Source organism: Clostridium sp. LS (assembly GCF_002760435.1).
Classification (GTDB): domain Bacteria; phylum Bacillota; class Clostridia; order Clostridiales; family Clostridiaceae; genus Clostridium.
On the sequence record NZ_AUUU01000153.1, the window covers coordinates 1 to 14,379 of the forward strand.

15 protein-coding genes are annotated in these 14,379 nt (G+C 29.8%); all 15 read left to right on the top strand.

What is annotated here, in order from left to right; translation table 11 throughout:
• Positions 1-172 precede the first annotated feature (172 nt).
• The 15 genes from COL3_RS24530 to COL3_RS24600 all read left to right on the top strand — a co-directional run bounded on the left by COL3_RS24530 (position 173) and on the right by COL3_RS24600 (position 14,212).
• Positions 173-844, top strand: a complete 672-nt coding sequence (locus COL3_RS24530; protein ID WP_008423675.1) for an SPOR domain-containing protein — start codon at positions 173-175, stop codon at positions 842-844.
• 250 nt (positions 845-1,094) lie between these two features.
• On the top strand, positions 1,095-1,661 hold the full coding sequence (locus COL3_RS24535) for a Maf-like protein (RefSeq protein ID WP_008423677.1): 567 nt from the start codon (positions 1,095-1,097) through the stop codon (positions 1,659-1,661).
• Between the two features lie 44 nt (positions 1,662-1,705).
• Positions 1,706-2,395 carry a DNA repair protein RadC gene (gene radC / locus COL3_RS24540; protein ID WP_008423679.1) on the top strand — a complete coding sequence of 230 codons (690 nt, stop codon included), beginning with the start codon at positions 1,706-1,708 and terminating at the stop codon, positions 2,393-2,395.
• A 21-nt stretch (positions 2,396-2,416) separates the two neighbouring features.
• Positions 2,417-3,433, top strand: coding sequence for a rod shape-determining protein (locus COL3_RS24545; protein WP_008423682.1), 1,017 nt, complete (start codon positions 2,417-2,419; stop codon positions 3,431-3,433).
• Positions 3,434-3,436: 3 nt separating this feature from the next.
• The gene (gene mreC / locus COL3_RS24550) at positions 3,437-4,282 is read left to right on the top strand and encodes a rod shape-determining protein MreC (protein ID WP_008423685.1); all 846 of its coding nucleotides are present in this window, start codon (positions 3,437-3,439) and stop codon (positions 4,280-4,282) included.
• Positions 4,283-4,291: 9 nt separating this feature from the next.
• Positions 4,292-4,783, top strand: coding sequence for a rod shape-determining protein MreD (mreD, locus tag COL3_RS24555; protein ID WP_008423687.1), 492 nt, complete (start codon positions 4,292-4,294; stop codon positions 4,781-4,783).
• Entirely contained in the window at positions 4,780-7,737 is a 2,958-nt protein-coding gene (locus COL3_RS24560; RefSeq protein ID WP_008423688.1) for a penicillin-binding transpeptidase domain-containing protein, read from the top strand. The genes mreD and COL3_RS24560 overlap by 4 nt, the downstream gene beginning before the upstream one ends.
• A 125-nt stretch (positions 7,738-7,862) precedes the next feature.
• Entirely contained in the window at positions 7,863-8,543 is a 681-nt protein-coding gene (gene sfsA / locus COL3_RS24565; protein WP_008423690.1) for a DNA/RNA nuclease SfsA, read from the top strand.
• Between the two features lie 183 nt (positions 8,544-8,726).
• Positions 8,727-9,386: a septum site-determining protein MinC gene (minC, locus tag COL3_RS24570; RefSeq protein WP_008423692.1), complete on the top strand. Its 660-nt coding sequence runs from the start codon at positions 8,727-8,729 to the stop codon at positions 9,384-9,386.
• A gap of 20 nt (positions 9,387-9,406) precedes the next feature.
• A complete protein-coding gene (minD, locus tag COL3_RS24575) occupies positions 9,407-10,207 on the top strand; it encodes a septum site-determining protein MinD (RefSeq protein ID WP_008423694.1) in 801 nt (266 codons plus the stop codon).
• Positions 10,208-10,221: 14 nt separating this feature from the next.
• Positions 10,222-10,491, top strand: a complete 270-nt coding sequence (gene minE, locus COL3_RS24580; RefSeq protein WP_008423696.1) for a cell division topological specificity factor MinE — start codon at positions 10,222-10,224, stop codon at positions 10,489-10,491.
• A 264-nt stretch (positions 10,492-10,755) separates the two neighbouring features.
• The gene (gene rodA / locus COL3_RS24585) at positions 10,756-11,892 is read left to right on the top strand and encodes a rod shape-determining protein RodA (protein WP_008423699.1); all 1,137 of its coding nucleotides are present in this window, start codon (positions 10,756-10,758) and stop codon (positions 11,890-11,892) included.
• A gap of 160 nt (positions 11,893-12,052) precedes the next feature.
• On the top strand, positions 12,053-12,538 hold the full coding sequence (locus tag COL3_RS24590; RefSeq protein ID WP_008423701.1) for a hypothetical protein: 486 nt from the start codon (positions 12,053-12,055) through the stop codon (positions 12,536-12,538).
• Between the two features lie 114 nt (positions 12,539-12,652).
• Positions 12,653-13,519: a M50 family metallopeptidase gene (locus tag COL3_RS24595; RefSeq protein ID WP_008423703.1), complete on the top strand. Its 867-nt coding sequence runs from the start codon at positions 12,653-12,655 to the stop codon at positions 13,517-13,519.
• A gap of 84 nt (positions 13,520-13,603) precedes the next feature.
• Positions 13,604-14,212 carry a zinc dependent phospholipase C family protein gene (locus COL3_RS24600; protein ID WP_008423705.1) on the top strand — a complete coding sequence of 203 codons (609 nt, stop codon included), beginning with the start codon at positions 13,604-13,606 and terminating at the stop codon, positions 14,210-14,212.
• Positions 14,213-14,379 lie beyond the last annotated feature (167 nt).

The following is a 14,379-nucleotide window of genomic DNA, read 5'->3' on the forward strand; positions in this document are numbered from 1 at the left end:
TGCCATGGAAAATAGGCTGGCAAATGGACTTGTTATTTTTTTGATTGTGCCTAAGATGAGTTAAATGCTTAAGTTAAAAATTTTGATAAATCCAACAGTACAATTTTATTTAACATAATTCATATATGAGTAACTAATAGAATAAATATATTATATAGGAGGGAGGGATATTGTGAGGTACACAAGATATGAATATAAAAGATCGAATAAGATGAAATTTATATGTACTGTTGCACTTATTGCAGGGATATCTATAGGCGGAGGATTATATTTAAGCAGTTTTATTTTTAATGGAAAAGAACTTCAAACTAATAATAGCAATTCAGGGTATTCAACTAATGAAATTAATGATGGCAGTATTCAAAATATTATAGTGTTACAATGTGGGTACTATTCTAAAGAAGAAAATGCAAAAGAATTATTGAATTCAATATCAAAATATTGCCAGCCTTTTATAGTAGAAGAAGATGGAAAGTATAGAGTACTTGCTGGAATATATAAGCAGGAAGATGGCTTGAAAAAGATGGATGAATTTAAATCAAATAATATTGAATTTGCTAAAGTTAGCTTAAATATGTCAAACAATGATTTAGAAAACAAAGAGTTAATGGAAATAATAGATGGAGTTCTTTCAATTATAAATAAACTTCAGGACAGTGAAGTTAAAAGTATAAAAACGGCAGAATTTAAAGATTGGACCGATAAAGTTATAAATGATGGTGGTAATGTTAAGTCTAAGAAAATAGATGATCTAAATAATTATGTAAAGGGATTGCCGGAAGAGTTAGATAAATCAAACAGTAGTAACATAATGCAAGAACTGTACAAACTGATTAAAAATTAAAGAAAAAGGTAATAATTATTACAACAAAATTACATTTATATAAAAAAACTTAGAACTTAGTATAACGGACTTGTTTAAGAACTTCTTAAATGATAAACTATATGGTGTAGAAATGATTAATTTAAAGTATATTATCATTTCTATGCCATTTTTAATTAAATATTTTTTTAGTTAAAAAATTAACATGTCTATAATATATATAATTTGTCAATCATATATATTAGATTCTTTATTTTTAGGATGTGAATATATGAAAATGGTATTAGCTTCTGCTTCGGAAAGAAGAGTAGAACTTTTAGGAAGATTAATTAAAGACTTCGATATAATAGTTAGTGATTTTGATGAACATAAAGTTCTTTTTGAGGGGTCTGTAGATAGATATGTTAAAGACATAGCTTTGGGAAAAGCATTGCATGTTAAAAAGAAATTAAATGAGGATGCAATAATAATAGCTGCAGATACTATTGTCACATTAGATAATAAGATACTTGGAAAACCAGAAGATGAGGAAGATGCATTTAATATGATAAAATCGCTTCAAGGCAGAAAACATTTAGTTTATTCAGGAATTGTTGTTATGAATACGGCTAAAAATGTAATTAAGCAAGAATGTTTAGCTACTGAAGTTAGTTTTTCTGCAATGAGTGATGATGAAATATTAGAATACATAAAAACTGGTGAGCCCTTAGATAAAGCTGGGGCTTATGGAATTCAAGGCATAGGTGGAATATTTGTTACGGAGATAAAGGGATGTTATTATAATGTTGTTGGACTTCCACTAAACAAATTAAGATCTATGTTAAACGAGGTACAATAATATTTTGGGGGGCAGGGTATCATATATGTGGAGGTAGCAGATTAATGGGAAATAACCTTAAGATTAAGGATATACCACAAAATGAAAGGCCTAAAGAAAAATTATTAACCTATGGAGCAGAAACCTTAAGTAACTCAGAGCTATTAGCGATTATACTAAGAACTGGTACTGTAGGGGAAAATGTACTTCAATTATGCAGCAGACTTTTATCAGAGTTAGAAGGGCTAGATGGAATTTTAAATGCAAATTTTAATGATATAACATCTATAAAGGGAGTTAAGGGCGGAAAGGCCTCACAGATTTTAGCATTGTCAGAACTTTTTAAAAGATTTAGAACCTTAAAAGCATTAAAAAATGAAATTAAGATTACATCACCGAAAGATTTAGCAGATCTCCTTATGGGAGAAATGAATGATCTAACTCAAGAAGTTTTAAAAGTAATATTACTAAGTACAAAAAATATAGTTATTGGAACTAAAGATGTTTTTAAAGGAAGCTTAAATTCATCGGTTGTGCATCCAAGAGAAATCTTTAAACAAGCAATAAATAAAAATAGTGCGTCTATAATTATTTGCCACAACCATCCGTCAGGTGATCCAACACCTAGTAAGGAAGATATAAATATTACTTTAAGAGTTAAAGAATGTGGAAATATTATAGGAATTCAATTAATAGACCATATTATAATAGGAAATAATAAATTTATTAGCTTAAAAGAAAGAGGGCTAATATAGAATTGGAAGGGGAAAAAATAAATGGGATTTTTTGGATCAGGAAAAGATATGGGGATAGATTTAGGAACAGCAAATACTTTAGTATTTGTAAAAGGTAAGGGAATAGTTTTAAGAGAGCCATCTGTTGTTGCAATGAATACTATGACTAAAAAGACATTAGCAGTTGGATCAGAAGCTAAACTTATGATAGGCAGAACCCCTGGAAATATAGTAGCTATAAGACCATTAAAAGATGGGGTAATAGCAGATTTTGATACAGCTCAAACAATGATGAAAAGCTTAATAGAAAAGGTATCAACTAAGAATGCGTTTAAAAATCCAAGAATAATAGTTTGTTATCCTTCAGGTGTTACGGAAGTTGAAAAAAGAGCTATTGAAGAAGCTACAAAACTTTCAGGAGCTAGAGACGTTATTTTAATGGAAGAGCCAATGGCAGCAGCGATCGGAGCAGGACTTCCAGTAAGTGAACCAACAGGAAGTATGATAGTTGATATTGGTGGTGGTACTACAGAAGTAGCTATTATTTCATTAGGAGGAATAGTAACTAGTAAGTCACTTAGAATAGCCGGCGATGAATTAGATCAATCAATAATATCTTATATAAAGAAAGAATTCAATTTAATGGTTGGGGAAAGAACAGCTGAACAAGTTAAGATGGAAATTGGATCGGCTTACAGAACTTCAGATGAAGAAATGATTATGGAAATAAAAGGACGAGATATGATTACTGGTCTTCCAAAGATTGTTGAAATATCAGAAACTCAAGTTAGAGAAGCATTAAAAGAACCTGTATATGCTATTATAGAGTCAATTAAAACTACATTAGAAAAAACACCACCTGAACTTTCAGCAGATATTATGGAAAAAGGAATTATGCTTGCAGGCGGTGGAGCTTATCTTAGGGGATTAGATGTATTAATAAACAAAGAAACAAACATGCCTGTACATATTGCAGAGGCACCTCTTGATTGCGTAGTACTTGGAGCAGGGAAGGCACTAGAAGATTTTGATAAAATTAGCAGAGATCAAAGAGGTTAATATATGAAGCTTCTTAGAAATAAACTGGCAGTAACTATTATAGTACTGTCAGTTAGCTTTTTGGGATTAATAGTTTATACTGTTAAGAAGGAAAATAGAAGTATTATTGAAAGTGGTGCCGGTAGTACTTTAAACCCTGTTCAAAGTTTTTTATATCAAGGGACTAATAAAGTTAAAGAAACCTTAGATTTTTTCTTGAATTTCTCAGAGGTAAAAGCACAAAATAAAGAATTAATTGAAAAGAATCAAGAGCTTGAAAATGAATTAAGTACTTATTCAAACTTGAAAGATGAAAATGATAGATTGAGACAAGTATTAAATTTTGAAGAGCAAAGAAACAATTATAATTATATAGCATGCGACATTATAGGATATAGTGGAGGAAATTTTTTGGATGGTTATATAGTTAATAAAGGTAAGAATGCAAATGTGCAAAAAGGTATGGTTGTAATAGGAGCTCAAGGATTAGTGGGACAAGTGACCAGTGTTGGTGAGAACTGGAGTATAATACAATCTTTGGTTAATGAAAATATTGCAGTAAGTGTTATGGTGGAAAGCACAAGAGAGACAGGTTATTTAAAAGGATTTAGAGATAGTCAAAATATGAATTTAACCAAAGTTTATGATCTTCCGATGGAATCTCAGGTTAAAGCAGGTGATGTAATAGTGACCTCTGGAGTAGGAATGCTTTATCCGAAGGAAATTAGAATTGGAGAAGTGACTTCAGTTGAAGAAGATAAAGTAAAAGTTATGAAAAGTGCAGTTGTAAAACCATATGTAGATTTTAATAAATTAGAAGAATTATTTATTGTCTCTCCTAAAGATACGAGAGAAATAAAATATAATTAGAGGTTTGAAATGGAAAAATTAATTATTATTTTAGTTTCTATAGGGCTAGTAATTTTAGATAATTCATTTGTTCCTTTTTTTGCAATAAAAGGTTCTTACCCTAGTTTATTATTTACATTTGCTATTGCTTATTCATTAGTGCACGGAAAAGAAAAGGCTGCTTTTATAGGAGTATTAAGTGGTATATTGCAGGACGTATTTTTCTTTAATGGATTTGGAGTGAATTCTTTACTTAATTTATTATTATGCCTTTTAGCAAGTTATATTGGCGCAGGAATAATAAAGAATAAGAGATTAATACCTGTAGTATCAATTTTCTTCATTACAATAGTAAAGTATATTGGGATATTTACAATATTTTATTTATTAAATATTCATATCCAGCTTAATAAATGCATTGTTATGGGAATATATAATGGAATAGTAATGTTTTTTGCATATAAGTTAGTAATTAATATTTACGATGACGAGTATACAAAACAAAGATGGAGGTTTAAATGATAGTAAATAAACCAACAAATAAAAGGAAAAAGAAAATTTCTAGATATAGTGTTTTGTGCATTATCATGGGGATTATATTTTCAGCAATTATTCTGAAGTTATTATATATTCAGGTATTTAACTATCAGGAATATAAAGAAAAAGCAGATGTAACATCAACAAGGTTTTTGTCAGATAAGGCTCCAAGGGGAAAGATATATGATGATAAAGGTAATATACTGGCAACTAACATACAAACTTATACCCTTACATATACAAAGACAGATGATGCAGAAAAACAATTTTATACAACAATGAAAGAACTTTTCAAAATATTAGATGAGAATGGTGAAAAAATCCAAGATACATTACCATTAAAAATAGATAGTAACAATAATATATATTTTGAATATACAACAAGTGATAAGGATTCTCAAAATTCGGAAGAATTGAGATTCAAAAAAGATAGGGGCTTAAATGATACATTAAAAAATAAAATGTTTAAAGATGTAGAAGAGTTATCTGATGCTCAAAATGCTCAATTAGATGAGGCACTTTTGAAGATCACCCCTGAGGATGCATTTTATTACCTAGTTAGAACTTACAATTTAATAGAACTTGTGGATCCGGACTATAAATCAAAAGAAAAGAGTAAGCTATACGCGAATATGTCAGATAAAGAATTAACTAATGAAATTTTAAAGCAAGGCTATTCTTTAAATGATATTAGAAAGTTTATGGTTGTAAAAGATGCAATAAAAATGCAAAGTTTTAAAGGTTATAGATCCGCGACTATTGCAGGAAATATTAAAAAGGATACATCTTTAATAGTTATGCAAAAGCAGTTTGATTTGCCAGGTATAAATGTTAGTTTATCCCCAATAAGGTATTATCCATATAACAATCTGGCATCTTCAGTTTTAGGTTATGTAACTTCGATTAAGGATACTCAAAAAGAAAACTATGAACTTAAAGGATACGATATTTCATCAGATTTAGTTGGTGCAACTGGGATAGAAGCAGCATTTGAAGAACAGTTAAAAGGAGTTAAAGGTGGAACAACTGTTAAAGTTAATTCACAAGGTAGAGTTACTCAGAATCTATTTGAACTTGAATCTTATCCTGGAGATGATGTTCATCTTACAATAGACAGAGATATACAGTATGCAGCAGAGCAAGGATTATCTGATGGAATTGATAATATACAGAAAAATGTAGTAGATGAGAATGGAAATAGATTCCCTAACGCTACAAGAGGAGCGCTGGTTGCAGTTGAAGTTAAGACTGGAAGAGTTTTAGCATTAACAAGTTATCCTAACTTTAATCCTAATATATTTACAGTTCCAGGACAATTAACGCCAGAAGAATATAAACAATATTTTAATCCTGATTTGGAGTCATTTGGAACGAGTTTAATACAAAAAATGGGGTTAAATAAAACTGTCGACCAATTATTTCCTAAGCAAAATGGATTTAGGACAGATCTATATGATTTATATCCAAAACCAACTTATAATTATGCGACTATGTCGTTAATTCCACCAGGTTCTACTTTTAAGCCTCTTACAGCTGTTGCTGGAATTGAATCTGGAGCAATTAGTCCTGATACGGTAATAATTGATAGAGGAAAATTTAACGAACATCCAGAAGTATTTGGTAAGGATTTTGCTCCAGGAGGAATAGAAGCTGCTAGTGGAGCAACAACTTTAACAAGAGCAATAGCTGAGTCGATTAACTATTATTTTTATGAAACAGCTTATAGGATGTATATGCAGCAAGGAGGCAGAAATAACCTTGAAGCACTAGATTCTATTGCAAAATATGCTTGGCAGTTTGGACTAGGAGTTGATCCTAACACTAAAGAAAAGGGTACAACTGGAATAGAAATAGGTGAAAGGTTCGGGCAGACATATAACTTTAAATCAGGAAAGGATACTATTATAGCGTATGCTAAGCTCAACTTAGTAGAATTTCTTGAGAAAGGTAATTATAATAATTCTACGTTCTTTATTCCTTTTGACATTCGTGCGTCTGAAGATGACAACGATGAGGTTAAGAAGTCTAAGCAAGCTATAAAAGATAAAGTTGTAGATAATTTAAATAAAGTCGGTGTTGATGAAAAATCAATGATGACTCATGATCAATTTGCAAAGAGTATTACGAGCGATATTAAAAATATAATGGAGCACTCTGATAAATATAAACAAAATGTGGCGGCGTATGAGGCATCCACAGGTAGAAAAGCAAATTTAGATTCGCAAGCTTCAACTATAGCAGAAGTTTTAGCACAATTTACAATTAATGATGAGGCTGGACAAATAAAATCACCTGCTCAACTTGTCTATGCATCAATAGGGCAAGGTATGAATAACTTTACTCCATTACAATTGGTATCATATATATCCACTCTTGCTAATGGGGGAACAAGGTATAAGCTTCATTTAGTTGATAAAATTACCGATAATGATGGTAAGGTAGTGCAGGAGTTTAAACCGGAGGTATTAAATACAGTATCAATATCAAAATCAACTCAAGAGGCAGTTAAGAAAGGTATGACAGCTGTTAATAATGAGGAAGGTGGTACTGCAAGTACTACTTTCGCAGGCTTCCCAATTAAAACAGCAGGTAAAACTGGTACGGCTGACTTTGCTACTGATCAAAGAGAAAAAGGAAGATCACCTTATGCAACATATGTGAGTTATGCTCCAGCAGATGATCCAGAAATTGCTGTAGTTGCTGTAGTATTTGATGGCGGGCATGGAAGTAATATTGCGCCAGCGGTAAAAGCGGTTTATGATGCTTATTTTAAAGATAGGTTACTAAAGGAATATCCTAACTATACTGCAACATCAGAATCTTTTAAAAAATATGTTGTAGATAATCCATTAAATAAAGATTCGAATAATTCCCAAGGAAATACTTCGGTTGGAAATGGTGCAAATGCAAGCGTCACTACTACAAGTAAAACAAATTAAATAAACAAATAGTATATAAAAATTTATATGGATATCTCTATTAGGCATACAACGATGTAAGGTCGTACATATTAAACCTAATAGAGATATTTTTATAGGAAGGTTTAGATTAGTGAGGAGAGCAAATGAAATATAGTAATATTGTAAAGGGAAAATTTATTTCAAGACCAAATAGATTCATTGCAAATGTAGAGATTAATGGAAAAATAGAAGTTTGCCATGTTAAGAATACTGGAAGGTGTCGGGAATTATTGATTCCTAATGCAACAGTATTTGTGCAAGAAAGTAATAATGCTAAAAGAAAGACCAAATATTCGCTTATAGGCGTTATAAAGGAAAATAGAATGATTAATATGGATTCCCAGGTAACCAATAAAGTAGTTCATGAGTGGATATTAAAGGGGAATTTATTTGATGATATTATTTTAATAAAACCAGAAACTAAATATAATAATTCAAGATTTGATTTTTATGTTGAAACAAAAAAACAAAAGTCTTTCATAGAAGTAAAAGGTGTAACTCTTGAAAATCAAGGCGTTGTGAGATTTCCCGATGCACCTACAGAAAGAGGAGTTAAGCATATTAAGGAACTTTGTGATTGCATAAAAGAGGGCTATGAGGCTTATGTAATATTTGTAATACAAATGAAAGATGTTCTTTATTTTGAACCAAATGCTGAAATGCATAAGGAGTTTGCAGAAATACTAGAATATGCGAAGAATAAAGGTGTACATATATTAGCAGTTGATTGTGAAGTTGAAGAAGATAGTATTAATATAAGGGATTATGTAGATGTTATTGTCTAAAGAATGGAAAGCATATATGGGTTTTATCAAAATTTGATTTTTTATATCTTATTATAAAATTTAATCAAAAATTATTGAAAGATATATACAAAAATAGTCAGTATAATGATATAATTTTAAAGAGGTTGCCATTTTAAAAAGAATTTAACTATTTTAACCTGCAAAATTAATTGGAGGTAATTAATGTATAGTAATGATGGTATTTTAATAAAAGGAAATAAAGATGGAATAAATACAACTATTAACATGAATAAGTTTGCTTGTTTTGAAGATATGCTTTTAATATTAATAAAAAAGCTTTCCAAAGGAAAGCATTTTTATAAAGGAACAACATTAATTTTAAGGATAGATTTAAAAGCAGTTAGTAAAAAGGAAGTTGAAGTTCTTAAGGAAACCTTGTTAACAGAAATAGAATTAAAGGATATTGTATTAGAAGATATAGAAAAAGAATTTGAGCAAGTAAGCGAAAAGGAAGCCAGAGTATTCTCAGGCGTATATGAAGGAAAAACTAAATTTATTAGAAAAACAGTTAGAGGCGGAGAATGTATTAATTATCAAGGCAATATAGTTATAATTGGCGATATAAATAATGGAGCGGAAGTCTATGCATCAGGTAATGTAATTGTTTTAGGACGTATCAGAGGTAAAGTAAATGCAGGCTCTAATGGAAATACAAAGGCAGTAATTGCTGCATTTTCACTACAGCCGGAAATGTTAAAGATAGCAAATATTATAGCAATGTCTCCAGATGATATTGAAAAGCCAAGTTATCCAGAGTTAGCCAAAATTAAAGATGGGCTAATAATAGTTGAACCGTATTTGCCAAATAAATATATATATTAAAATTTCGGAGGGATTTTTGAATGGGAGTATCTATTGTAATAACGTCGGGTAAGGGTGGAGTTGGTAAAACAACTACTACAGCTAATATAGGGACTGCTTTAGCTTCATTAGGTAAAAAAGTAGTTGTTATTGATGGTGATACAGGGCTTAGAAATTTAGATGTATTATTAGGATTAGAAAATAGAATAGTCTATACAATAATTGATGTTATAGAAGGAAGATGCAGACTAAAACAAGGACTTATAAAGGATAAGAGATTTTCAAATTTATTTCTTTTACCAACGGCTCAAACCAAGGATAAAGATGACATAAGTTCTCAAGATATGCTAAAGATAGTAAATGAATTAAAAGAGGAATTTGATTATGTACTTATAGACTCGCCAGCTGGTATTGAGCAAGGTTTTGAAAATGCTGTTATTGGTGCAGAAAAAGCAATTATAGTAGTAAATCCAGAAATTACATCAGTTAGGGATGCTGATAGAGTTATTGGTAAGCTTGATGCAAAAGGATTAGACGATCATGCTGTAATTGTAAATAGATTGAATTATGAAATGACTAAAAACGGGGATATGCTTGATGTATCTGATATTATTGAAACTCTTTCTATAGAGTTACTTGGAGTTGTTCCAGATGATAAAAACATAACTATTTCAACAAATAAAGGCGAACCAATTGTATTAGAAGAGAATGCATATGCTGGACAGGCATTTAAAAACATTGCTAGAAGAATTACAGGAGAAGAAGTTCCATTTATGAATCTACATATTGAAGAGCATCAAGGATTCTTTAACTCCTTAAAAAAGCTATTTAAGCGCAATTAGAGGAGGTCAATATAATGGGGTTTTTTAAAAATTTAAGTAATAAACCAACGCCTAAAGAAGTTGCAAAAGATAGATTAAAGCTAATTCTAATACATGATAGAGGAGAAATCGCTCCAGAAATTATAGATAAAATTAGAGAAGAGATACTAGAGGTAATCTCTAAGTATATTGACATTCAAGTAGATGATGTTGAAATCTCTGTAAATAAAAGCGGGGATGAAGAAGGTGAAAACACTTCTGCACTTATAGCGAATATTCCTATAAAGAATATAAGAGGAAGATAAAGAACTTATTGGAATTATATAAGAGATATTATGAGAAATGGAAACTATTCCGTTTACATAATATCTCTATTTTTAATGTAAGAGGAAAGTATAGAGTTGTTAATGTGAAAAGTTCACAAGAATATTTCGAAATTATTACAAAATTATTATGTTTTAGCTGCCTATCATAATTAATATGGAGAATATAGTAATAATAATGTATAATTAAAATTGATTGAGTTATATCAAAATATTTAATTTTGTATATAGCTAGGAGGTAAGATTATGTTAAGGAAATTAAAAATAGATATAAGATTAATTAAGGAAATTGATAAAACCTTATTAATTTCTTTAATTCTTTTAGTTTTATATGGGATGTTAAATATATATTTGTGCAAAAAGGGTGAAGTTGGTGGTCTATCTTTTGTGAAACAGCAATTCTCTTGGTTTATGATATCTTTGGTTGCTTTATATTTCGTTTTAGCAATAGATTATAGAATAATATTTAATTATGTACCAGTGTTTTATTGGGGAGTAGTAGTGCTTCTTATACTGACAATGGTACCTGGAATCGGAATGGTTATTAATGGTGCAAGAGGATGGATTAATCTTGGAGTGTCCCATATCCAACCATCAGAGTTTGCAAAACTGGCAATCATACTTATGTTAGCTAAAAAATTAGATGATATGGATGGAAAAGTGAATGATGTTAAGAACTTTTTTATATTAGCATTTTATTCAATAGTACCAGTAATATTTATTGTGATTCAACCTGATATGGGAATGAGTATGGTATGTTTCTTTATAGTTCTCGGAATATTTTATATAATGGGACTTGACATGAAGATTATTAGCGGAGGACTGATGTCTTTAGTTCTTGCGATTATAATTGTTTGGAACTCAGGACTTATAGAGCCATATCAAAAGGCGAGATTTACAGGGTTTCTAAATCCAGCAGCAGATGATGCAAAGACAGGATACCATTTGACTCAGTCGTTAATTGGAATAGGCTCAGGAGGTATTCTTGGAAGCAGGCCATCTTTAGCAATTGATGGGAGTACAAGTTATTCAGCTCAAAATGTACCAGAGATACAAACAGACTTTATTTTTGCAGCAATAGCTGATCAATGGGGTTTTTTAGGAGCTATATTATTATTACTTCTTTATGGATTACTCATATATAAAATGATTTCTATAGCACGGACTTCAAAAGATATTTTTGGATCAGTAATTGGTGTTGGAATAGTATCTTATTTTCTTTTTGCTATTCTTCAGAATATTGGAATGACAATAGGATTAGTTCCAATTACAGGTATAACACTGCCGCTTATAAGTTATGGAGGAAGTTCGCTATTAACAACGGTAATTTCAATAGCATTAGTCCTAAATATTGGAATGAGGAGAAAGAAAATATATTTTTAGAATATTTAAAAGTACTTGATAAGAGTGGGATAATGAGTAACCTCATTATTCTGCTCTTTACTTTTTTATAACGAGGCTTGTCGCAATTTTATTCTCATAAATTTAAGTAATATCAAATATACTTTAATGATAAATGATAATAAATTTAAAGGAGTACGTTATGAGTAGTTATAGATCAGCCTATGAAAACTATTATAAGAACATAAATAATAGAGTAAATGGAAAAAAAGATAAAAATAATTATTTTCATATAGGGAGAAAAAACAATGACTCTATTAGTTCAAAATATGGAATTAATAGTATGAAAAATAATAAATCTTTTACGGATATTCTAATAAAAAGAGTAATTAGAGAATTAACTGGCGCTACAATTCTGCTATTCTTTTTTACTGGGTTAAAGTACATTCCATCAGAGCAGGTTAGGGAAATGCATATTAAGTGTAAACAGCTATTAGCTCAAAATTTTGATTACAATGAATATCTTCAAATGCTTAATACTTTACAAATAGGCAACTTCAAGGTAAAAGATTTAAATTTAGATAATTTGACTACAGAAGAATTAAAAACAAAGGCGTTTAACTTTTGGGAGTCATTAAAAAGTGGTGGTGGCATTGATACCGGTACTGATACAGAAGGTCAACTTTAGCAGCTTGTTAATTATTATTGCAGATTAATACATATAAGTTAGAGCTTTATAAACTCCATTTTTACTTGTGAACTGCAAACTTTGTATAGAGCAATATTATTATAGGGGTTAAGAATGAAAAAATGGTATATAGTATTGATTTTAGAGTTATCAATATTGTTGTGGCTTGGGGATTTTAAAAGCTATATAATTATTAGCTTTCTATGGGTAATATTGCATGAATTTGCACACATAATAGTTGCAAGTAAATTTGGGTGCAAATTTAATAGTGTTAATATTAGCATATTAGGTGCAAAAGCTGAATTAAATGATATTGATGAACTAACTCAAAAGAAAAAAATGGTTTTATATTTAGCTGGACCTTTCTTTAATATTTTTATGGCTGTACTTGCAGGTTTTCTTTATGATTATTTTAGTTATGAATTTATAAGAAATAGTATAGTTGTGAACTTATGTCTGGGTATATTTAATTTATTACCTGCATACCCCTTAGATGGGTCAAGAGTATGTGAAATTTTATTATCAAAAAAGTTTTTATATAAAAAATCCAAGAAAATTACAGAAGTCTTTAGTTTTATTATTTCGGGAGCATTATTGTTAATATTTATTATAATGATGTTATTACATAAGGTAAACATAAGTTTATTTCTTGCAGTTATATTAATCACATACTCTACTATTCTAGAGGGTCAAAGAACCATGTATATTATAATGGGTGATATGATTAAGAAGGTAAGAAAATTAAAAAAACATAATTACATAGAAAATAAATCTATTTCTGTGTATTATAAAAAAGGTTTAGTTAATGTATTAACTTTAGTAGATAAAAATAAATTTAATAGTTTTTATGCTCTTAATGATGATATGGAACTGATTGGTATAATACATGAAGATGAACTTATAAAAGCGCTCAAAGATTATGGAAATATAACTTTGGAAGAGTATATGAAAATAAGAAAAAAGGATAATGACAAAGTTTAGGTTTATATTTAAAAAATAACATAAAGGTAATAGTGATTTAACTTACTTTTTTTATAATTAAAGAAAAAAGTAGGAGAGAGTAATATGGATACTTTACTACATGGTAAAATTGGGCTTATTTTGGGCAGAGAATTAATAGAAAGAGGATATTCCAATATTAATACCGAATTTTTCGTTTATGGAAATGTATTACCTGACTTGAACCTTAAATATAGAATGACTAAACATAGTAAAAATGAGGATTGGAATAGAGTTTTAACAATAATGGATGACGTAGCCTATAACAAGGAAAAAACAAATAAAGATGTCTCAGTTAAGTTGGGAATGTTAAGTCATTATTTATGTGATTTCTTTACATTTCCTCATAATGACGCATTTCATAAAAGCATTATCCATCATGAATTATATGAGCAGGCTCAAAGAATCCTATGGTGGGGAAAACTATCAGCAATTTGGAATGAATGTAAAGAGGAAATAGAGGTAGAGTTAAAATCAACAAAAGATATAATAAGCTATATTGAAGATATGCATTGTATTTATATTAGAAATCTTGGTGATAAGAAAAGAGATATATTCTTTAGTAACATTTTAATAAGAGTAGTTTGCGCTTCTATATTAAAAATTAGAGAAACACAAAAAAGCTTGGAATTAAGTAAAATATCTAATGAAGAAGCTGAAATTTGTATAGTATAGATATCTAAACTTATATGGTAGCTTACCGAAATAATAAATATTTTTATTTCTAAGGACTATGAAAATGTCGCTGAAGGTTCTAAGTTGCAAGTTGCACCCAATTTAGCATGTTCCCGCTTTCAGCGTGACAAGCTAAATTGGAACAACTTACAACTAAGAACCTTTAA